Genomic DNA, 23483 nt, shown 5'->3' with positions numbered 1-23483 from the left:
ATTTATTATCTATAAATCTTCAGAAATTTTGGCAATGACTTAACGGAATGTGATAAAATATTAATCCGTAAAGAAAAGAGCAAACTAAACCAAAAGAAAGAAAAATTTGCAAAAAAATTCTGTTTGAACTTATACTATGAAGTACCAAAAATAGAATAAACGAAAAGAGTGGAATGAACAGAGTGATAAAGTTATATTTAGCATACTATTTAGATGTTTTAAACGATAATCAATTGGAAGTAATAAGACATTTGGGTTTTGAAACTTATGAAAGAGAAGATATAAACAGATTTAGAAAAGAAGTAAAAAATAAAAGAGAAATTCTTGACGTTTTAAACGTTTTAAAAAATTTTGAAATAGTTCCTGGCTATTCTGTCCAGAAAAATGAAATTTATTACGACTTCGACGAAAACTCTTCTGAAAAAAATGAAATTATCTCGAATGAAGTGGGAAAAGAGTTTCTATTTTTTTTGCTCACATTATTAGAAAAAGAAAAAGAATCCATAGCAAAAAGTAGAGAAAAGTTGGGAAATATTATAGAATCTTTATCATATGATTATATGGTTCAAATGAATATATGGAATAAATACGGTTTTGCAAGGTTATATATTAAACAAGAAGATAAAGATATAGGTTTTCTTGATTTAATAAATAATTGGTACAAAACAGAACCAGAACAAGAAACATTCTTTAAAGACTTATTACAAGACAATAGAATAAAGACACTATCTAAATATTTCCAGAAAAAAGAAGGGTATGCTGCTATATAAATAAAAAATATTGTCAGAAAAACCATGTTTAAAGCGTTTAATCGCATTTCAGAGCGGTTAAACGCTTTTATTCTATTGTAATCATGAATAATAAGGTTTGAAGATTTTTGCAAAACGTTATAATATATTTATATACATGAAAAAAAATTCATAGGGAGGTTTTAAGATGTATAGAGTTGCAATATGGGGCTTCGGAGCTATGGGAAGTGGAATTGCACGAAATATCTTGAGCAAATATGAATTACAATTGGTTGGAGTTCACGATGTTAGAACAGAATATATAGGAAAAGATGTAGGAAATTTATTGGGATTGGAAAAAACAGGCGTAAAGGTCTACGATAATCCAATAGAAATGATTAAAAAAACTAATCCAGATCTTGTCGTTATAGCTACAAATTCCTTTATCTCTGTTGTAAAAGATCAGATTATTTCGATTTTAAAAGAAAACATAAATGTTATCACTATAGCTGAAGAAATGGCTCATCCTTTCTACACAAATTTTGAAGCAGCTAACGAGATCAATAACATAGCTATAAGACATAATGTATCTGTTTTGGGTACAGGAATAAACCCTGGTTTTGTTCTTGATACGTTGATTATAGCTTTAACCGGGGCATGCTTAAATGTTAAAAAAATAAAAGCTGCTCGAATAAACGATCTTTCACCTTTTGGGCCTACTGTTATGGAAACACAGGGAGTTGGAACTACCCCCGAAGAATTTGAAGAAGGATTAAAAAACGGAAAAATTGTGGGGCATATTGGTTTTGAACAATCCATACATATGATAGCTGAAGCATTGGGATGGAAGATAGATAATATTGAACAGGTCAGAGAACCAATAATTTCAAAGGCATTAAGAGAAACAAAATATGTCAAAGTTCAACCAGGAAATGTAGCAGGTTGCAGACATATAGCAAGAGCATATTCAAACGGTGAACTTGTAATAGAACTCGAACACCCTCAACAAGTACTCCCAGAAATTGAAAATGTTCAAACTGGAGATTATATAAATATTGAAGGGAATCCAAATATTTCGATGTCTATAAAACCAGAAATTCCTGGTGGAAAAGGTACTATAGCCATTGCAACAAATATGATTCCTTTAGTTGTTGAAGCTGATCCAGGACTTTTAACGATGGCCGATTTACCTGTTCCTAGATCACTGATCGGAGAAATTTATTAAAGGAGGAGCATATAAAATGCAAGCAAAAAAAGGTGATTGGGTACAAATCCACTTTATTGCTTTAAATCCAGAAGAAAGATCAGAGCATCTACCAGATGATACTAAGAAACTTCCACTTGAAATTAGAATTAAAGGTTTCCTAGAAGATAAAGAAGCCGAATTAAATGAAATTGTTACAATAAAAACACCAATTGGAAGATTAATTAAAGGAAGATTAGAAAAGATAAATCCAAGATATGAACATAATTTTGGAGAGCCTATACCAGAACTTTTGCATATTAATAGCGATATCTTAAAAATAGGTGATGTAGATGAGTAAATCTTACGAATCAATAATGCAAAGACAAGTAGAAATAATTAAAAAATCTGTGGGAGTTGATTATAACCAATACGAAATAGAAGGGATTGCTTTCGACTATGAAAGAATGATGCAAGACGCAGGTTACTCTATTGAAGAAATACAAAAAATACAACAAGAAACTGGAGTAGGTCAAACTCCATTGATAGAATTGAAAAACATAAACAAACTTGTAAAAAAACTATCTGAAAAAGGGAAAGGCGCAAGAATTTTTATAAAAGATGAGCAAACTAATCCTTCGGGTTCTTTTAAGGACAGAAGAGCCTCTATAAGCGTTTATAAAGCTAAAGAAATGGGATACAAAGGGGTTATAGCTGCAACAAGCGGAAATTATGGTGCTGCAGTAGCTTCTCAAGCTGCCAAAAGAGGATTAAAATCGATTATTGTTCAAGAATGTTTTGATTCAAAAGGTATTGGGCAACCAGAAATCTTAGAAAAAGAAAGAGCTTGTGCAGCTTATGGAAGTGAAGTGGTTCAAGTAAGTGTCGGTCCAGAACTTTTTTATTATACGTTGTTGTTACTTGATGAAACAGGTTTTTTCAATGCTTCTTTGTATTCTCCGTTTGGTATAGCAGGTATCGAAACCTTAGGCTGGGAGATAGCTTCACAGACCAAAAAAATGATTGGTAAATTCCCAGAAGTTGTGGTTAGTACACATGCAGGAGGAGGTTTAACAACAGGAACAGCAAGAGGATTGAGAAAAGCCGGTGCAACAAATACAAAAATAATTGGAGCAAGTGTAGATTTAAGAGGGCTTCACATGGCTTCAGATAGAGACTTTAATAGAAAATCCTTTACGACTGGGCATACTGGTTTTGGAATACCTTTTGCGGTATTCCCAGATAGATCAGATGTACCCAGAAACGCTGCACGTGTATTAAGATATATGGATCGATACGTACTCGTTACCCAAGGAGAGGTTTTTTATATTACTGAGCTACTTGCAAAACTTGAAGGTATTCAAAGAGGTCCTGCAGGTAATACTTCTTTAGCTGCTGCTTTCGCAATAGCAAAGGAAATGAACGAAGACGAAGTTATAGTTGTAAATGAAACCGAATATACCGGAGCAGGAAAACTACCAAGTGCGCAGCTGACGTTTGCAAAACAAAACGGGATAGAAATAAAAATAGGAGATCCAATAAAAGAAGATAAACCTGGTAAAAGAATAGTAATACCAAAACACCCTTCACAAATAGGTTATATAGAAATTCCTATGTTTCAATTAAAAGAATCTTATGTAAAAGAAATTGTTAAAAGATGGAATAAAAATACTTTCACCCAAAAAGAAATTGATTTTATAGCTGAGGATATAAGGGAAAATAAAAAAATTGTAAAGGATTTAATAGATAAAGTCCTTTTGGATTAAAAACATAATAATATGTCCTTTAGGAATAAGAATTTTATAAAAAATAAGCTTTTGAATTTATAACGGGTTCAGGGCAGAGCCCTCTCTCCCTTCCTTTGTTACGCGTAGCTAAAAAATTAAAAAATTCATAGTTAGTAAGGATTAGAGTCATTGAGGCGTTTTATAAAAAATTTAACAATAAAATATACAGAAAAAACAGTTTTTAAAATTTCTAAAGTGAGTAAAAAAATTAGAATTAAGGAGGTTTTTATGAAAGAGAGAATTGATGATTTTAAAGAAAGATCAATAAAGTTACAAAATATGACGAACGAAGAACTCGATGAATATTTTTGGAAATTGGTTGCTCAAGTAGTTGATCCTCTAATTGAATTAGCCAAAACACATACTTCTCCCTCTATTGAAAGATCTGTTTTATTAAGAATGGGATTTAACTCATTACAAGCAAAGGCTCTTGTAGATAAAATTTTAGAAGTAGGACTCTTATCAAAAGGAGCCGGAAATATTGTATACCAAATAGCCAAATTGAAAAATATTGACGTCATGAAAGCAGGAGAAGAACTATTAAAAGGTAACTATTGGGATGAAGCACAAAGTATCTTTAAAGGTGGCGATGCTCATGAAATTAAATCCGAATGAGAAGATTAAAATCGAAGAAATATTAAAAGACTTAAAAAATTACGTACCTAAAAGGAAGGGATGGACATGGAGAAAAAAACTTCCAGAAGGTACTAAAAAAAGCGATTTTGAATATTATCAAATAAGCGAAGATTTAAAAAACTCCGTTCCTTTACCTGCTTCACATTATTTTGACAACATAGACCCTCAACCCGAAACCATAATTACCTCAGAAATTGCTTCCGGAAGATTTGAAGAAGATATTAGAAGAATGAGAATGGCAGCATGGCATGGAGCTGACCACATAATGGTTATAAGAACTTTAGGACAAAGCCACATTGACGGACTAATTGAAGGAACTCCAGAAGGAATCGGAGGAATTCCTATAACAAGAAAACAACTAAGAGCTACAAGAAAAGCTCTCGATTTAATAGAAGAAGAAGTAGGAAGAGAAATTAATTTTCATAGCTATGTGTCAGGTGTTGCTGGACCTGAAATAGCCGTTTTATTTGCCGAAGAAGGAGTAAATGGAGCTCATCAAGACCCTCAGTACAACATTCTTTACAGAGGAATCAACCCTATTCGTTCTTTTGTAGATGCGGCTGTTGCAAAAAAAATAATGGCATCGGTAAATATGCTTCAAATTGATGGAGCACACAACGCAAATGCATCTGCTAAAAAATCAAGAAACGTGATGCCCGAACTTCTTGTTCAACATGCTATAAACTCACTTTATTCTGTTAAAGTAGGAATGAAAAAAGAAAATATTGCTTTATCTACTGTTCCTCCTGTTGTATCCCCTGCACCTGAATTTAGAATAAATTTGGTTTATGCTGTAACTTTAAGAGAACTATTTAAAGACTACAAATTTAGATCTCAAATGAACACAAGATACATTGAATCAGATTTATTTGATGCAACAAGAATACATGTTTTAAACACCGCAATTTCAAGATTAACTTCTGCAGATATTCAATCAACTATAACTCCAGATGAAGGACGTAACGTACCTTGGCATATTAATTCAATACGAGGTATTGAAACTGCAAAACATACTTTAATATCAATGGATGGAATTAAAAATTACGTAAAAATTAACGAAGAAAATATAAAAAAAGAAGTAAGAGAGCTTAAAATGAGAGCAATCCTTATGTTAGAAGAGATAATTGAAATGGGAGGATATTTTGAGGCTCTTGAAAATGGAATGTTTGTTGATAACGGATACTACCCGGAAAGAGCGGGAGACGGAATTGCAAGACCGAAAAATGGAGGAATTGCAGCTGCAACTGTTGTCCCTAGAGATAACGATTATATGGCACCAGTTTGTGAACATTTTGGATACAACAATTTACCTAAAGACATAGAAAAACCTTGCGACTTAATCGATGGTTGCACTTTACACAATAGAGAAAAGATACAATTTATAGATGAATTAGATGAAAATGATAATGTTGAAAAAAGACTTTCAGAAGTTAAAGAATATAAGGAACAAAACCTTATAAAGCCAGAAGTTGAATGGAGCTATGATGGATGGATACAATTGGATATGACCATACCAGAACCGCAAGCATATGCAGAAGCAGCCGCTATAGAAATATGTAATAAAATGGGTTTGGAAGAAATCCAAGTTATAGGAAAAAGTATTTTACACCCTTCAGAAGGTACTTACCTTGAATTGAAAGCAAAGGTTCCATTTTTTATAAAAAAAGATGAATTAGAATTGCCGAAGAAAACAGAAGTTATGAGCGATGAAGAACTTTTTGAATTCTTTAGTAAACAGAAAGTTAAAATCGTTGCGGGAACTATTGGTAATGATGAACACAACATAGGGATAAGGGAAATCCTCGATATAAAACATGGAGGTATTGAAAAATATGGAATATCTTACGTTTATCTTGGTACCTCTGTTCCACCAGAAAAAATTATAGATGCAGCAATAGAAGTTGGTGCACAAGCAGTTTTAGCTTCCATGATAGTAACGCATAACGACGTTCATATAGAAAATATGAAGAAGCTACACGAAATAGCTGTTGAAAAAGGTGTAAGGGATAAATTATTATTAATCGTAGGTGGTACGCAGATAACAAATGATTTAGCTGTAAGTAATTATATGGATGCGGGATTTGGAAGAGGAACAAAAGGAAATCATGTAGCGACTTTTCTAGCAAAAAAGTTAAAAGAGAAATTAGAATAACCAGGAAGAAATTCTTCCTGGTTATTTTTGGTTATTCTTTAACTTGACTTTGATATTTATTTTTAGGTTATAGTTAATTAAGCGTTTAAATTCAACTCTAAAAATATCTTAGTACTTCCTATTATTATCATCGTATTGATTATGAATTTCACAATTGTTCCTATAGGTATAACATTATTTAAATTATCTAAATACTCTTTTCTAAAAATAATTAAAGAATTTGTTTATACTTTCATAGGGGCAATATTACTTATAGCAGGAGCTCATGGAGGATTTATGGATATTGGTGCAAAGATTGGAACCTCTAAAATTAAACTAACAATCACTAATGGAACAAAAGTCCCAATTGTAAATATTCCTGTTGCTTTCAGTGAATTCCAATAGGTTTAGCTAACGAAAGTATATCCTTTTTATAAAAGCTTGTCCAAAAAGCATTTATAATAGGATAAAAACTAAAGATGTCAAAAAAATAATTGCAGGAATGGTAAAAATGAATCCCCAAATAGCTTTCTTTTTTTCTAAATTTATTGACTTTTTCAAGGAATCTCCCTCCAAAAAACAAGCGAGCTTTGCTCGCCTGATGAGAATTTTGAGCTAAATTTATTATTTATTTTTGTAGAAGCTCATTAGCTTTTCTTTTAAGAACATTTAATGCTTGCTCCGGAGTCGTAGTAGTTAACATAACTGATTCAATAGTTTCCCTAATTAGTTGCTCAAATTGAGGTCCCTTCAGATGAAGAGGAACCGAATGGGATTTCTCTAAATCAGACAAAAATACATCCGCATATGGATAATTTTTGAAAACCTCAGACTCCAAAAGAGTTTTCTTCGGTTGTATTAATCCACAGTTCATCAAATACTCATCAGAATGGCTAAGCATGAAATTAATAAATTTCCAAGCATATTCTTGTTTTTCCTTAGAACTTTCTGCATTCACCATATAATAATGTCCATAATAGTTACATTTAACTTCATTAACAGCATTTTCAAACACTGGGAAGGGTACTACCATCCATTCTTTGCTCTCATAAAAATCCGGATTTTGAGCTTTGATTCTATCTATTTGATATAAACCCAACATGCACATAGTAACTGTATTATTATCTCTATTGAATTTATTTCTTGCTGGCTGGTATGTTGGAGAACCCAAATTTTTGCCATTTAGGTCCCATTCTTTCATGAACTTAAGTGCTTTTAATCATGCATCATCATTTATTATGGCAGTTTGACCGTCTTCACTAAATAAGACCCCTCCGAGTTGTTCAACTAAAGGAAACCATTCCGTTTATATAGACTGGTAACTGATTAAATTGTTTTAATCAAGATTATAGGCAAATATATAAATATTTTAATGTATTTGGATGTTTTAAAAAGAAATTTGTTATTTATAAATGTTTTATGAAAATATAAAACTTTAATTTAAAAACTTTCTAAATTAATAATATTTTCTTTAAATGATTCTAATTTTATTTTATTCTTGTTTTTGTTTAATTTTTAGTGTAAAATAATAATGATATTCTTAGATTCTTTAGGACTTTATAGAAATTTTCAGAAAATGATCTTTTGAACTTTAAGGGTTCACGGCGGAGTGTTTCCCTTTGTTGGGACGAGTACCAAAAAGGTATTTTGTAAAAAATCAAAACTAAAATATATAATAAGGATTATGGAATTTCTAAAGTAAGTAATTAGATTCTCCAAAAGGAGGAAGACAAATGGAAATCGAAGTAGATATTAAAGCTTTAAAAAATGCTGTAGAACTAACGAACAACGCTGTATCAAAAAAGACCACAAATCCTATCTTATCTGGAGTAAAATTAGAAACCAAAGAAAATTTTTTACATATATATGCCACTGATTTACAAACCGGATTTCATAAATGGTTGAAAGTAGAAAATACTGATGGCGCTTTTGGTTGTGTTGTTGAACAAAGAATTTTTTTAGAAATATTGTCTAACCTTTCAGCTGAAAAGGCAAAGCTTTCTTTAGATAGTGTGTTAAAAATAAGTGCAGATAATTCAAACTTTAAACTCCCCATTATGGATCCAGAAGAATACCCCTCTTTAGTTTTCGATGTTCTTGGAAATTCTATAGTTATAGAAAGAAATATTATTTCAAACATGATAGATAAAGTAATATTTTGTGCTCAAAAAGATTCTTCCTCTCTTTCAAGAAACTTAAATGCAGTTTATTGGGATTTTAGAAAAGGCGGATTTTTGAATTTAGTTGCTTCAGATGGTTATAGATTAGCTCTCTCTGAAAAACAACTGGAAAATGAAAGTGTACTCTCTTCCTTTCTTTTATCTCTAAAAAGTATGGATGAATTGAGATCTATTTTGTCTTCTGCAAAAAGCGAAAAAATAAAGATCATTCAAAGTGGTTCTCAGGTACTTTTTGAATTTGAAGATGATGAAATAGAAGTGCTTTTTAATGTAGTAGAAGCTGAATATCCTGACTATTTAAAAATAATTCCGGGAAGTTTTATCACAAAGATTAAAACAAAAACATCCGATTTTTTAAATATCATGAAAAGGCTGTCAATAGCAGCAGGAAAGGATGAATATGCATTGTTAAACATAGAAGAAGGACATATTATATTTTATGCAAGTTCTCCGGATGTAGGAGAAGCAAGAGAAGAAATAGATGTAGAACAAGAAGGCAAAAACATTGAGATCGCATATTCTCCAAGATATTTTAGAGAGGCTTTAGAAAGAATAGAAACGGTTGAATTTGAATTTAATATCTCAGGAGAAGAAACGCCTACTATATTAAAGCCTTTCCAGGATGATAGTTATATGTTCATAATCATGCCAAAAAGGAAAGCCTAACATGTTAAAAATTGGGTTTGGTTATGATATTCATGCTTTGGTTAAAAATAGAAAGTTAATAATTGGCGGTGTTGAAGTAGAGCACCCATTAAAATTAGGATTAAGTGGACATTCGGATGCAGACGTTTTTTTCCATGCTCTTATAGATGCTATTTTAGGAATGTGTGGAGTAGGATCCATAGGAGATTTTTTCCCTGAAACGAAAGAGTACAAAGATGCAAATAGCGCTTTTCTTTTGGAAAAGATATTGAATTTGATAAACAATGAATACAGTTTCACAATAAACAATATAGATTCAACTATAATATCAAAAAGCATTGCAATCTCTCCTATCTCGTATCAAATAAAACGAAATGTTGCGAGAATATTAAAAATAGAAGAAAATCAAATTAATATAAAAGGGAAAAGTGGAAATGGATTAGGATCGGCTGGAACAGACGAAGGTATAGAAGTTTACTGTGTTATACTGGGTGATGTAAGTGAAATACAAAAAGATTCATAGCTTTGATTTATCAAAACAAGAAATGGTTAAAATTCAAAAAGACTTAGCAAAAAATTTACAAATATTTCCTTATGGAAACTGTCCCAAAATAGTAAGTGGAGTGGACCTTTCTTTTCAAAAGAATAAAGCTTTAGCAGTAATAGTAACTTTAGATTATAAAAATCTTACAATATTAGATGTCACTTTTGCAATTGACGAAGTGAAATTCCAATATATTCCGGGGTTACTTGCTTTCAGAGAACTTCCAATTTTTTTGAAGGCTTGGAAAAAATTAGAGATAGAACCTGATATTGTTTTCTTTGATGGTCAAGGCTATGCTCATCCAAGAAGAATGGGGATCGCTTCTCATGCATCTTTTTTTATTGAAAAACCCACAATAGGAATTGCGAAATCAAAACTAATAGGTAATTATCAAAATCCCGACTACAAAAAAGGAGAATATACATTTTTATATCATCAAGATGAAAAAATTGGCGTTGTTTTAAGGACCAAAGACAATGTAAAACCTGTTTTTATATCTCCTGGTAATTGGGTAGATTTTAACGATACGTTGGTATTTACATTAAATTTTGTTGGAAAGTACAGGATTCCCGAAATAACTCGGCAAGCTCACTTATATACTCAAACTTTAAAGCAGAGGTGACTTAGTTGACCCAAAAAGGTACCCGAAATTTTATTTTCTTTTTGATGATAATATTCTCAATGGTGATGAATACTCTTGCCCCACTAATGACTTCTATTCAGGAAAGATTCTCTGTTTCAATAGCTTTATCATCTACCTTACCTTTTATAAGTACTCTCGGAACTATGATTTCTAACTTTATAGGTAGTTTTTTTATATCTTCAATAGGATTCAAAAATTTTATTACAACAGCTATAGTCATTCAGATTATTGGTCTATTTTCATTTGCCACCGCCACAAACTTTTCAATGATTGTACTTTCAGTTTTTCTCTTGGGTTGTGCTACAGGTGCTTCATTTATGACATTAACAACTGTTTTCTCTCATCTGGATAGGAAAAATCAAAACTTCGGCTTTTTAAACGCTTGCTTTGGAATAGGTGGAATTATTGGACCTTTGATTGTTAGCTTATTTTTGTCCCTAAATTTTGACTTTAGGTTTATATATTTTATACATTTAGCTTTAGCAGTTTTCATTTTAATCGCAGTAACAGTATTTAAACCCATTCCAAATATAAAATACGAAACAATTAAAATCACAGAAGCGATCAGTATAGTAAAAAGAAAGTTTGTTTATTTATCTTTACTGATATTTTTACTATATTCTGGAACCGAAATTGGCATTATAACATGGAGCGCCAATTTATTTCACGATGTATTTGCTTACTCAAAAGAATTTTCTTCTATAATACTTAGTTTATTTTGGATAGTTTTTACATTCGGAAGGTTGATAACAGAGTTTTTAAATAAAAAACTAACAGAATTAGGTACTATAATCTATTTTTCCATTTCACTTATAATAAGTATAATATTATTATTAGTCTTTAGAAATTACATCTTTTTTTTATTTGTTGGGTTTAGTTTATCTCCGATTTTTCCAACTATTCAAAAATATTCCAATCAAAACCTTCCAGGAAGAATTTTAGGCTTGTACAATGGTCTCGCCTTTGGTGCAACTGGCATTGGAGCCATGATTATTTCAACAGCTATGGGAGTTATAGGTGATTTTAATTTTAATATCTCTTATATGATACCTTTTATAACCTTTAGTTTAATAATTTATATTACTCAAAAATTAAAACAAGTAAAATTATTAGAAAACTAATTTACACACAAATCATTTTTTCTAATGTTCATTAAAATTAGAAACTTTAGAAACAAAGATTTTCTAAAAATAAACGTTTGATTTATAATGGATTCAGAAGGAGCTTTTTCCCTTTTCTTTAGAATATATATCGTGCTTTTATAGAGGCATGCAACTTGTATGTTTCTAATGTACGATTTAGAAGTTATTTTATAAAAATTTAAATTTATAGAATATCTATAAAATATAAGTTTTAGAATTTCTAAAGACATCATAAAATATTAATAAGGAGTTTAAAATGAAATATTCCAAGATTAAAACTGGGTGCATTGATGGTTTTAAAGTCGAAAATATACTTGTCGAAATTGATATAAACTCCCGCTCAACTCTTCAAACGTTTAAAATTGTTGGCATGCCTTCCGCCTCGGTTTTAGAAAGCGAAAAAAGGGTAATAAGTGCAATTAGAAATATTGGGTTCAGAGTTCCAAATGGTTCCATTGTTGCTAACCTTTCTCCAACTTCTATGAGAAAAGAGGGGTCTCATTTTGATTTACCAATTGCAATATCTCTTCTTGAAGCTTCAGGACAAATAAAAGAACTTAACAAAAGTTTTTTTATATTTGGAGAATTAGGATTAAACGGTGAAGTAAGACCTGTTCCTGGTATAGCTTTGTTTCTTATGTATATTAAAGAAAGAGATCAACAAGCAAAATTTATAATACCAAGAGGGAACCAAGGAGAAAGTGTTTTTGTACCAAAGGAAGATGTTTATGTGATAGATAGTTTAAAAGATATTGAAAATTTATCTTTGGGTATAATGGATTGTTTTACTCCACAGTACGAGGAACCAGTTCAAACTCCTTTTATTGTTGATTTTCAAGAAATAAGGGGCCAAACTTTTGCAAAACGGGGAATGGAAATTGCAGCCAGTGGATTTCATAATGTTTTGATGAGAGGATCTCCTGGATCTGGAAAGACTATGATCGCTAAAAGAGTGCCTACAGTTTTACCAGATATGACAAGAGAAGAAATAATAGAGTCTACAATGATTTATTCAGTCGCTGGATACATGAACACTATAATAGATAAAAGACCTTTTAGAGCTCCGCATCATACTGCATCGACTTCTTCAATAGTCGGTGGGGGAGCCATTCCTAAACCTGGAGAAATAAGCTTAGCCCATAATGGAGTTTTGTTTATGGATGAATTTCCAGAGTACAGAACAGATGTCATAGAGTCGTTAAGACAGCCTTTGGAAGACGGAGAAGTAACAATTACTAGAGCCAAATCAGTTGCAAACTTCCCCGCAAAGTTTATGTTGATTGCTTCACAAAATCCATGCCCCTGTGGTTATTATGGAGATAAAGAAATAGAATGTTCTTGCTCTATGAATCAAATTATTAATTACAATAAAAAGGTATCTGGTCCGATTATGGATAGAATAGATATAAGAATAGAAGTTCCAAGAGTAAAGATTGAAGAGTTAATGTCCAAAGAAGATGGAGAAAGTTCAAAAAACATAAAAGATAGAGTTTCAAGAACCGCTGAAATTCAAATAAGAAGGCAAAATAAATTGAACGGTAAACTTACAAATAAAGAATTAAAAAGATACGCTTATCTTGAAGAAAAAGCGGAAGATTTTTTAAGAAAAGCGGCTATTAGTTTACAATTAACAGCAAGATCCGTAAACAGAATAATAAAGATATCTCGAACTATAGCAGATTCATTTGATTCAAAGTATATTGAAATATCTCATATATCAGAAGCACTCAATTACAGAGGAAGAAAGATACTTTAAACAGGAGGAAGATATTATTATGGGTAAATATTTTAAGAAAATTGTTGGAGAAAAATGTTATTTGTCTCCTATAGACCCTAACGATTATGAAAAATATACACAATGGTTAAATGATCCAGAAATTTACGAAAATCTTATGGTTACAGATAATATAATTTCTTTGCTGAAAGAAAAAGATATTTTAGAAAAAATGGCTAAAAGCAATGAGACTACCTTTGCTATAGTCGATATGTCGACAAATAACCTTATAGGGAATTGCGGCCTACATAATATTGATAATATAAACCAAACAGTAACTTTAGGAATTTTTATAGGAGATAAAGATTATTTATCAAAAGGCTACGGCACTGAAGCTGTAAAATTACTTGTAAATTATGGATTTGAATATTTAAATATGAATAATATTATGCTCAATACTTTTAGTTACAACAGAAGAGCTATAAAATGTTACGAAAAAGCTGGTTTTAAAGAATTCGGTAGAAGAAAACAAGCAAAATATTACAAAAACCAAAGATATGATATATTATACATGGAGATTTTGAGAGAAGATGTTTTTAATTCCTTTAAGAATTTATAACCCCAAGCGCAACGGAGGCTAATTTTGATTGAGCATTATCTGCCCGAGAAACCAACACTACCGGAACTTTAGCCCCAATTATTATTCCTGCAATATTTCCATTAGCCATATAAACAGCTGCTTTTCCCAAAAAGTTTCCTGAATGTATATCTGGAACCAATAAAATATCAGCTTTTCCTGCCACAGGACTTTTTATTTCTTTTATTGATGCAGCTTCTTCATTTATCGCATTATCAAGTGCTAAGGGCCCATCCACTATGCAATCCTTTATTTGCCCTCTTTTATTCATTTGAGTTAATATTGCAGCATCCTCTGTTTCAGGCATATCAGGATTAACGACTTCCACCGCACCCAAAACTGCAACCTTAGGAATTTCAATGTCGAGACTATTCGCAACTTTAAGTGCATTGTTTATAATTTGTACCTTCTGATTCAAATCAGGTTTTATAACCATTCCACCGTCTGTAATTATAATCAATCTATTTAAATTTTGTATATCTAAAACAGCAACATGCGAAAGTAAATTTTCATTTCTTAAACCCCATTCTTTATTTAAAATTGCTTTTAAAAGTTCAGAGGTTTTTATTTTACCTTTCATAATAAGATCTGCAGCTCCACTTGAAACAAGTCTTACTCCTATTTGTGCTGCTTGTTGAGAATTTTCTGCCTCTATAATGTCAAAGTCTTTATTTACAATTTTTAAATTATTTTGTATTTTTTCTTTATTGCCAATAAGAACGGGGCTAATAATCCCTTCTTCATAAGCATATGAAATAGCTTTGACAGCTTCAATATCTTCCGCTCCAATTAGAACAAGATTTTTCTTTTTCATGATTTTAGCCTTTTTAATGAGTTCTTTAAAGTTTCTCATACATTCAATCTCCTTAGAAAAAGCTATTTACTATGAATTTCTTTAGCTTCTTCGCTAAGTGTAACTAAAGAGAAAGGGCTCTGCCTTTGACCCAACTTTAAATTTAAAGGTTTTTTAAGAAAACCTCATTTCTAAAGTCGCTACAAAACTATATGCACTTTGATGTTAATAATTTTCGTTAGTAGCTTCCTCTATTATTGGTTTCTTCCAATTACCTAATTCTAAGAAAGCTAAAGCCAATAACATTGCTGCAAAATTACTTATAATCATAGCTATAAAAACACCTATATACCCATGAGTCTTTGAAAAGAAGACAACCAACGGGATTCTTATTCCCCACAGCCTAATTATATCTATTATAGTTGATTGAATAGTGTGCCCTGTTCCTCTTAATGCTCCCAAAAAAACCGATACAAGAGAAAAGAAGGGAAGTGAAAAAGAGACATATCTAAAAAATTCTTCTCCAACTTTAATTACTTCAGGATCATTTATAAAAAATTGAGTAATGTTTCTTCCAAACAAAAACATCATCATTGAAGCACTTCCCACAACTATAAATGTAGCAAGAGATGCTTTTTTTACAGATTCATTTGCTTTATCTGGCATATGAGCACCAACAAACTGTCCCACCATAGTTGCAAGAGCTAACGACATTCCACCAGCAAACATGGTTATTAAGTTATTCAACCTGTTCCCTATTCCATATCCACTGATAACAGTTTCTCCGAACTGAGCAATTACTCCCATAATAATAGCAAATCCAACAGCAGTAAAAGATTCGCCAATTGAAGAAGGTAATCCTACAGTTAATACCTTTTTTATGATTTTTTTATCAGGAAAAAAGTCTTTTATGTGAACTTTAAACCCTTCTTTTCCTTTGAATAAAACATATAAAAATGCGAAAGACATTGTAGCTTGAGAAATCATCGTTGCAAAAGCCGCACCAAAAACACCTAAATCAAGTACAAAGATAAACAATGGATCAAGAATTATATTTAATATCATAGAAATACCATTAAACTTTAAAGATATAATAGAATTTCCCCAACCTCTAAAAATACCCGCAACGGTTTGCATTAAAAAAGTAAAAGGAAGCCCTATTGCCATTAATTTTAAATAAACACTACTAAGCTCAAGTATTTCTCCCTGCAGATTCAATAAAGATAATAAAGGTTTATTAAAAATTAAAATTACAACCATTAGAGCAAGAGAAATCAAAACCATAACTAATAAAGTCTGAGCAGCGGATTTTTCCGCTTTTCGTTTATCTCCATATCCTGTATATTGTGCAACCAAAGAATTTCCTGCATAGGAAAAACCTGTTGAAAAAGACACAAATACAAAAATTAGAGGCCATACTACTGTTGGTACAGATAATTCGATAGCTCCTAATTTTCCCAAAAAGAAAGCGTCTGTAATATTATAAATCGCATGTATAATATTACCAAGAATTATTGGCCATGCCAAAGTAAATAATCCTTTCCATATTGACGTATTAAAAAGATCGACTTTTACACTTTCTTTTCCCTTCAACTTATCTTCACCTTTTTCTTCGACAAAATTAATTTGGTTTCCTTACTAATATCTTATCAAAAAAAATGATTTTCAATGTTAAAAAAAAGAAAAATATATTAATTTTAATCGGTATATTAAATTAATATATAGTATATTTTTTAGAATGAGATAAAGAAGACCTCTCTTCTCCTCCACCCTGACGTCATTATAAAAATTCAAGATACTATTTTAGAAATTATTGGTTTTTTACTTCTATTAATTTTAAGCCTATTCTTTTTCTTATTTTATCTATACTTATAATTTCAACTTCGACTATATCATTTATTTCGAGAACTTCGGATGGATGGTTAACAAATTTTTCTGATAAATTGGATTTATGTATAAGTCCATTTTCTTTTATTCCTAAATCCACAAAAGCTCCAAAATCAGTTATATTAGTTACTTTACCAGATAATCTCATTCCTTCTTTCAAATCTTCAAATTTCAAAATATCATCCATTAATTGTGGCTGTGGCATTTCATCTCTTGGATCTCTTCCCGGTTTTTGTATCTCCATTAGTATATCTTTGAGAGTATATTCTCCGACATCTAACTTTTTAGAAACTTCTTGGATTTTTTCTTGGTTGTTCAATAACTTAACAACTTCGTTCTTTAATGATTGCAACTTCTCTTTATCTTTTATGTCTTCTATCTTATATCCAAGCATATTAATCAAATTTTCAGCAACTTGATAACTTTCTGGATGAATCCCTGTCATTTCAAGAGGATTTTCACCCTCCACTATTCTTAAAAATCCTGCTGCTTGTTCAAAACTCTTTTCTCCAAAACCTTTAACTTTTAGGAGATCTTTCCTTTCTTTATAAGGACCATTTTCTTCTCGATATTTAATTATCTTTTGAGCTATAGTAGGAGTAATTCCAGAAACATGCTCAAGTAAAGCATAAGAAGCTGTATTTAAATTAACTCCAACACTGTTTACAACACTTTCCACCACAGCGTTAAGCTTTTCTTTCAATTTTTTCTGGTTCACATCGTGCTGATATTGCCCCACACCAAGAGATTTTGGATCTATTTTGACAAGCTCTGCAAGTGGATCTTGAACTCTTCTACCCAAACTGATAGCTCCCCTTACGGTTACGTCTTGATCGGGGAATTCTTCTTTCGCAAGTTTTGAGGCAGAGTATACTGAAGCTCCTGCTTCATTTACAAAAATATATTTTATTTTTAAATCATTTTTCTTAATTACATCTACTATAAATTGTTGAGTTTCACGTGAAGCTGTACCGTTTCCTATCGCAATTAAATTAAGTTTATGGTTATCAATCATTTTTAAAACTATTTTTTCCGCTCCTTCCACATCGTTTTGAGGAGGAACAGGATATATCGTATTATATTCAAGAAATTTCCCAAATTCATCCAAAGCAACGACTTTACAACCTGTTCTAAAACCCGGATCTATCGCAAGTATGCGTTTATTTTTTAAAGGGGGAGTTAAAAGCAACTGTCTCAAGTTTTTAGCAAAAAGCTCTATCGCATCCTCTTCGGCCTTTAAAGTGAGATTTTGCCTGATCTCTCTTTCTATTGATGGAGCTAACATATTCTTAAATCCGTAATCTAACCCTGCCAAGATTATTTCATCACAAATTTCATTGTTCGTTCTAAAATCTTGTTTTATTTTTTCAAGCCATAAATCGTTTATAACTAATTTAACGTTTAATATACCTTCTTTGTCTCCTCTATTTATCGCTAAAACTCTATAATTGGGTATTTTTGCAATTTCTTGCTTAAATTCATGGTATACATCGTATTTGGTAGGAACTTCTAAGAAATCTTTTTTCTTTTCGGTTTTAATAACACCATACTTTTCATAGTATTTTCTTAAACTTTCTCTATTTTCTTTATTATGAGCAAAATACTGTCCAATAATATAGGAAATACCTTCTGTAACTTTTTGTATTGTTTCATATCCTTCTGTAATAAATTCTTTGAACTCTTCTAAACTCTTTAAATTGCCGATAAGTACTTTGTTAGCAGCCGACTCCAATCCAGCTTCTATAGCTTTATCAGCGTTGGTCTTTTTTCTTTTCTTATAAGGAAGGTATAAATCTTCTAATTCAGTCATCTTTTTAGAATTAAGGATTTTTTCTTTCAATTCTTGTGTAAGTTTACCTTGTTCTTCTATACTTCTTAATACTGTATTCTTGTAATCTTCCAAGTTCTTATAATAATTATACAATTCTTCTATTTTTCTGATCTTTTCTTCGTCTAAATTACCGGTTCTTTCTTTTCTATAACGACTTATAAATGGAATTGTATTCCCATTATTTAAAAGTTCTACTGTATTTTCAACTTGAAATTTGTTAATATTAAGTTCTTCTGATATCGTAGTTATTATTTCCAATGCTGATCCTCCAAAATAATTAATTTTTATTGTCTTTAGAAATTCTGAAACTTAAGTTTGCCAAATCTTAGAACTCGTTACCTGTGACTGTTTTATGCCACAAACAGGGCAGTTTAACCAGTATAAATTAAAAGCCTCATTTTACAAAACGCTTCATTTCTAAAATCCTTATTTTATAATGCTATTGATTCTCCACTTCTTATATTACATAGAAAAATACAGAAAAAAAGTGACATATACTACCTGCCAAAACTATTAAATGCCAAAGAGCATGATGGTATGGAATTTTTCTCCAAATATAAAATATTGTGCCTAAGGTATATAAAATCCCTCCCGCTACTAACCAAAAAATACCCCACGGATCTAAGTTAGCAATCAAAGGTTCCATAGCAAAAACAACCAACCAACCCATAGCAATATATAAAAATGTTGATAAAATTCTAAACTTCTTAACAAAAAAGATTTTGAACACTATACCAACTGCAGCAAGTGCCCATACAATAGAAAATAAAATCCAGCCCAATTTATCTTTCAATATTATTAAAGTAAAGGGTGTATAAGTTCCCGCTATCAATATATAAATAGCACAATGATCAAAAATTTCGAATAAATCTTTTAATTTTTGATTTTGAAAGCTATGATATAAAGTTGAAGATAAATATAGAATAATAAGAGATGAACCGTAGATAATCGAACTCATAATGCTCCAAGGTTTTTTGTTAATAGCAGAAAATACAATTAATAAAACCAAAGCTATTATACTTAATAAAGCTCCTATCCCATGTATAACCGCATTAGCTACTTCTTCACCTATTGTAAAATCTTCTACATTATCTAAATCTTTCACAGATATACTCCTTCCGTTTTAATAATAAAACTCAAGAAAATATTACATGATTATTTTTTTGATTTGTTATTTTTTGTTTTTTCTTTCTTCTTTTTCGTCTTTACCTTTATTTTTGCTTCGGGAAATTCTTTCGCAAATATTTTCAGCTCATCTTCTTCGTATGGAACAAAATCTACTTCGGCTCTAATTTTATCGGTTCTAACTACCATAGCTTGTATTTTATCTCCTATTCTATATGTTTTTCCTGTCCTTTCGCCTATCAGTGAATTAGTTTTCTCATCATAATTGTAATGATCATCTCTAAGTTCTGATATATGAATCAATCCACTTATCATTTTTACAGGTATTTCGACAAATAACCCAAACTTTGTAACACCCGTTATATAAACTTCAAAAACATCTCCTTTGTGACGCGAGATATACTCTACCTTTTTCATATCTATTAAATCCCATTCAGCTTGATCCGCTATTCTTTCCCTTTCTGATGAATGTTTGGCTATCTTTGGAAGCAACTCTGAATACTGTTCAATTTGCTTCTGAGTTAGATTTCCCTTATGTTTTATAAATTCTTTTAATAATCTATGAACTACGAGATCTGGATACCTTCTTATAGGCGAAGTAAAATGAGTATAAGATTCAGAAGCAAGTCCAAAATGTCCAATATTTTCTTCAGAATATATAGCCCTTTTCATAGATCTTACAAGCATCATTTGAATATTTTTACTTAAAGGATGATTTTTTGTTTTATCCAATATATCTTGTAAAACTTTTGGGTTTATATTTTGAGTTAAATTAACTTTTATTCCCAACATATCGAGATAATTCTGCAACTGCAATAAAATATCTGCATCAGGATATTCGTGAATTCTGTATATAAAAGGTAATTCTTTTACGTCAAAGTATGAAGCTACTGTCTCATTGGCAAGTACCATAAATTCTTCAATCATCTTTTCAGAAATTCCTCTTTCAACAGGAAATATATCTTTTACATAACCTTTTTCATCAAACTCGAAATAAACTTCATTGCTTTCAATGTCTATTATAGATCCCCTTTCAACTCTTTTATTCCTAAGAATATCCATTAAATCTTTCATCATTTCAAGATCTTCCCTTAAAAAGCCTATTTCATCTTCGATTTCTTTTGATGGATTTTCAGACAAAAGATCATTTACTTTATTATAAGTCAACCGTTTTTTGCTTCTAATGACTCCATTATAGATTTTAGAATCAACTAAATTACCGTATTTATCTATTTCCATTATCAAAGACATTGTTAATCTGTCTTCACCTTCAACTAAGGAACAGATTTCGTTGGATAACTTAAAATGAAGCATTGGAATCACTGTATCAATTAAATAAACACTTGTTCCCCTGTTGAATGCTTCTTTATCAATTTCACTATTTTCTTTTACGTAGTGTGAGACATCAGCTATATGAACTCCAAGTAAATAATTCCCGTTTTTTAATTTTTTGATTCCAACAGCATCATCAAAGTCTTTAGCAGTATCACCATCAATAGTGAATATAGTTTCCTTTCTAAAGTCTTTTCTTCCTACCATGTCTTGTGGATAGACTTTTTCGGGGATCTTTTTTGCTTCTTCTAAAACTTCTTTCGAGAAATAGTTTGGTTCTGGTAGCTCATGTTTGAAAATAACTAAAGGAAGATCTATCGCGGGATCTTCTTTATCTCCCAACACATCTACTATTTCTACCTCAGGATTTTTAGTCGGAGACAGATATTTTATTATCTTCGCTCTTACTATCTGACCAGTTTTTGCTTGACCAATATTTTCGGGAGATACATAAAAATCTGTATTTATTTTTCCATCTATTGGTATAACAAAACCAAAAATCCCTTTTCTTTCGAATTCTCCAACAATGTACTTTAAGCCTCTTTTTAATATTTTGACTACTTTACCTTCTGGCAAGTTTCTCCATTTCCCTATAATTTCAACTAATACTACATCTTTATGAATGCTTATCCCTGAGTTCTCTACTTTTACAGCTATCTCGCTTCCATCTTCACACTCGACAAAAGCCATATGCCCACTTTTAGTAAATTCAATAGTACCAACTTTTATATTATTATCGATTTCTCTAAAGCGGCTTTGAGAATCTTTTATTAATTTCCCATCATTTTGAAGTCTTTTTAAAATTTTTCTAACATCGGATTTTTCTCTTTTTGTTTTAGCATTCACTTCATTATAAATTTCTTTTTGTAGCATAGGTTTTTCTTTAATTTTATTCAATATTTTTTGTTCAAAGTTTTTATCGCTCATTATTTTCCCTCTTTATTTTTTGTATATACTCACTTAAAAAATTCTAAAACCTAATTTGCCAACCTTCGTACTTGATACTTCTACCCAAAAGGCAAAGGGCCCCGCTTTGGACTCATTTTAAATTCAACTGCTTATTTTCTGAAAATTTTTATTTTTAAAATTTCTAAATATTTTATAATATCTTTAGAAATTAAAAATGCAAAACTTTTATGCAGAACTCAAATTTATATTATTTTTAATGTCTTAAATCTGGCTCGTAGAATGTTGCTAACTTAGGATTAAATACAAGCTTTACAGTTCCGACTGGTCCGTTTCTTTGCTTACCTATTATTAATTCTGCTTCATGAGGCTCGTTTAATATATTTTTTTCTTCTGTTTCTTTTTTTCTTTTGTAATAAGCATCTCGATACAAAAACATCACAAGATCCGCATCTTGTTCTATAGCTCCTGATTCTCTTAAATCACTCAATCTTGGCCTTTTATCTTCTCTTTGTTCAACGGCACGAGAAAGTTGTGACAAAGCAACTACAGTAATATTTAGTTCTCTGGCTAATAACTTTAATGAGCGTGAAATCTCTGTGATTTCCTGTTGGCGACTTTCGTAATTTCTTGATTTAGAACTCATTAATTGTAAATAATCTATAAAAATGACATCTATGCCATACTCCCTTTTCATTCTTCTGGATTTTGCACGAAGTAATCTCGGGGTTAAATCGGGCTCATCATCAAAAATTAAACGAGATTTTGATAACTCTCCCGCAGCTTGAACTAATTTCTCCCACTCTTCATCAGAAATTTGACCTGTTCTAACTTTTTGTAAATCTACCATCGCTTCTGAACATAAAATTCTGTTGGCTAATTGTTCCTTAGACATTTCGAGACTGAAAATAGCTACGGCAGCATCATGTTTAAGAGCAATTTTGGTAGCCAAATTAGCTGCAAAGGAAGATTTTCCCATTGAAGGTCTTGCCGCAACAATAACAAGTTCTGATCTATGAAACCCCGAAGTTATACGATCTAAAGAGTAGAATCCTGTTGGAATTCCTGTAACTATGTCTCCTTCGCCTCTTTGAACTCGATTTTTTAACTCTTCTATTTGTTCAAAGACTTCATGCATAACATTTGATAATATATCATAGGTTCTTGTTGCTCTCGCTTCCGCAATTGAAAAAATCCTCTTTTCTGCATATTCCAAAACTTCTTGAGCATCTCCAATATTTCTAACAGCATCAACTATTTCCGAAGAAGCGTTTATTAATGCTCGCATCAAAGCTTTCTCTTTTATAATTTGAACGTAATACATAACATTAGCTGTTGTAGGAACTACTTGTGCTAAATAAATAATTCCATCTTCTCCTCCAATTTTCTCTAAAAGATTTAACTCTCTTAACTTTTCAATAACAGATACTGTATCAACAGGATCACCTTTATCAAATAATTCTTCCATGCACTTAAAAATAAGTTTGTTATTTTCATAATAAAAGTCTTCCCATCTTATCTCCTCTATAATATCTGGTAAGACAGTAGGATCTAAAAAAATACTTCCTATAACAGATTCCTCAGCTTCTTTGCTGTTTGGAGGAACAAAAGACGTAATTTCCATACCAAGACACCTCTG

Annotated in this window: 20 protein-coding genes; 13 read left to right on the top strand and 7 right to left on the bottom strand. The window is 31.1% G+C overall.

Annotated features, from left to right (window positions below; translation table 11 throughout):
- Positions 1-182: 182 nt before the first annotated feature.
- The 7 genes from X924_RS01975 (at position 183) to X924_RS10060 (ending at position 6870) form a co-directional block, all read left to right on the top strand.
- Positions 183-770 (top strand): hypothetical protein, encoded by a 588-nt coding sequence (locus X924_RS01975; RefSeq protein ID WP_121957273.1) that lies wholly within the window; start codon positions 183-185, stop codon positions 768-770.
- A 166-nt stretch (positions 771-936) separates the two neighbouring features.
- Positions 937-1953, top strand: coding sequence for a 2,4-diaminopentanoate dehydrogenase (gene ord, locus X924_RS01970; protein ID WP_121957272.1), 1017 nt, complete (start codon positions 937-939; stop codon positions 1951-1953).
- 16 nt (positions 1954-1969) lie between these two features.
- Positions 1970-2272, top strand: a complete 303-nt coding sequence (ortA, locus tag X924_RS01965) for a 2-amino-4-oxopentanoate thiolase subunit OrtA (protein ID WP_121957271.1) — start codon at positions 1970-1972, stop codon at positions 2270-2272.
- Positions 2265-3677 (top strand): 2-amino-4-oxopentanoate thiolase subunit OrtB, encoded by a 1413-nt coding sequence (ortB, locus tag X924_RS01960; protein ID WP_121957270.1) that lies wholly within the window; start codon positions 2265-2267, stop codon positions 3675-3677. The genes ortA and ortB overlap by 8 nt, the downstream gene beginning before the upstream one ends.
- A 249-nt stretch (positions 3678-3926) precedes the next feature.
- Positions 3927-4313, top strand: a complete 387-nt coding sequence (locus tag X924_RS01955; protein ID WP_121957269.1) for an ornithine aminomutase subunit alpha — start codon at positions 3927-3929, stop codon at positions 4311-4313.
- Positions 4294-6486, top strand: coding sequence for a D-ornithine 4,5-aminomutase subunit OraE (oraE, locus tag X924_RS01950; RefSeq protein ID WP_121957268.1), 2193 nt, complete (start codon positions 4294-4296; stop codon positions 6484-6486). Before X924_RS01955 ends, oraE begins: the two co-directional genes overlap by 20 nt.
- A 141-nt stretch (positions 6487-6627) precedes the next feature.
- Positions 6628-6870: a DUF1538 family protein gene (locus X924_RS10060; RefSeq protein ID WP_146255653.1), complete on the top strand. Its 243-nt coding sequence runs from the start codon at positions 6628-6630 to the stop codon at positions 6868-6870.
- Positions 6871-7093: 223 nt separating this feature from the next.
- On the opposite strand, the gene X924_RS01945 is transcribed toward X924_RS10060, so the two are convergent.
- Positions 7094-7666: an extracellular solute-binding protein gene (locus X924_RS01945; RefSeq protein ID WP_121957267.1), complete on the bottom strand. Its 573-nt coding sequence runs from the start codon at positions 7664-7666 to the stop codon at positions 7094-7096.
- Between the two features lie 532 nt (positions 7667-8198).
- On the opposite strand from X924_RS01945, the gene dnaN reads away from it, so the two are divergent.
- The 6 genes from dnaN (at position 8199) to X924_RS01915 (ending at position 13952) form a co-directional block, all read left to right on the top strand.
- Entirely contained in the window at positions 8199-9311 is a 1113-nt protein-coding gene (dnaN, locus tag X924_RS01940) for a DNA polymerase III subunit beta (RefSeq protein WP_121957266.1), read from the top strand.
- A 1-nt stretch (position 9312) separates the two neighbouring features.
- A complete protein-coding gene (gene ispF / locus X924_RS01935) occupies positions 9313-9813 on the top strand; it encodes a 2-C-methyl-D-erythritol 2,4-cyclodiphosphate synthase (protein WP_121957265.1) in 501 nt (166 codons plus the stop codon).
- Positions 9791-10456, top strand: a complete 666-nt coding sequence (nfi, locus tag X924_RS01930; protein WP_121957264.1) for an endonuclease V — start codon at positions 9791-9793, stop codon at positions 10454-10456. Before ispF ends, nfi begins: the two co-directional genes overlap by 23 nt.
- Before the next feature lie 5 nt (positions 10457-10461).
- On the top strand, positions 10462-11598 hold the full coding sequence (locus X924_RS01925; protein WP_121957263.1) for a sugar MFS transporter: 1137 nt from the start codon (positions 10462-10464) through the stop codon (positions 11596-11598).
- A gap of 277 nt (positions 11599-11875) precedes the next feature.
- Positions 11876-13375 carry a YifB family Mg chelatase-like AAA ATPase gene (locus X924_RS01920; protein ID WP_121957262.1) on the top strand — a complete coding sequence of 500 codons (1500 nt, stop codon included), beginning with the start codon at positions 11876-11878 and terminating at the stop codon, positions 13373-13375.
- 19 nt (positions 13376-13394) lie between these two features.
- Positions 13395-13952, top strand: a complete 558-nt coding sequence (locus tag X924_RS01915) for a GNAT family N-acetyltransferase (RefSeq protein WP_121957261.1) — start codon at positions 13395-13397, stop codon at positions 13950-13952.
- On the opposite strand, the gene X924_RS01910 is transcribed toward X924_RS01915, so the two are convergent.
- The 6 genes from X924_RS01910 to dnaB form a co-directional block, all read right to left on the bottom strand.
- Positions 13939-14823 carry a bifunctional enoyl-CoA hydratase/phosphate acetyltransferase gene (locus tag X924_RS01910; protein WP_121957260.1) on the bottom strand — a complete coding sequence of 295 codons (885 nt, stop codon included), beginning with the start codon at positions 14821-14823 and terminating at the stop codon, positions 13939-13941. The genes X924_RS01915 and X924_RS01910 overlap by 14 nt on opposite strands.
- 165 nt (positions 14824-14988) lie before the next feature.
- Positions 14989-16356, bottom strand: a complete 1368-nt coding sequence (locus tag X924_RS01905) for an MATE family efflux transporter (protein WP_158245275.1) — start codon at positions 16354-16356, stop codon at positions 14989-14991.
- A 217-nt stretch (positions 16357-16573) separates the two neighbouring features.
- Positions 16574-18739, bottom strand: a complete 2166-nt coding sequence (locus tag X924_RS01900; protein WP_121957258.1) for a Tex family protein — start codon at positions 18737-18739, stop codon at positions 16574-16576.
- A 199-nt stretch (positions 18740-18938) separates the two neighbouring features.
- Positions 18939-19586, bottom strand: a complete 648-nt coding sequence (locus X924_RS01895) for a hemolysin III family protein (RefSeq protein WP_121957257.1) — start codon at positions 19584-19586, stop codon at positions 18939-18941.
- 50 nt (positions 19587-19636) lie between these two features.
- Positions 19637-21865, bottom strand: coding sequence for a ribonuclease R (rnr, locus tag X924_RS01890; RefSeq protein ID WP_121957256.1), 2229 nt, complete (start codon positions 21863-21865; stop codon positions 19637-19639).
- Between the two features lie 235 nt (positions 21866-22100).
- The gene (gene dnaB, locus X924_RS01885) at positions 22101-23468 is read right to left on the bottom strand and encodes a replicative DNA helicase (RefSeq protein WP_121957255.1); all 1368 of its coding nucleotides are present in this window, start codon (positions 23466-23468) and stop codon (positions 22101-22103) included.
- Between the last annotated feature and the right edge of the window lie 15 nt (positions 23469-23483).

Source organism: Petrotoga sp. 9PWA.NaAc.5.4 (genome assembly GCF_002895485.1).
Taxonomy (GTDB): domain Bacteria; phylum Thermotogota; class Thermotogae; order Petrotogales; family Petrotogaceae; genus AZRK01.
Note: the sequence above shows the minus strand (reverse complement) of the source record. Positions and strands in the feature narration are given on the sequence as shown.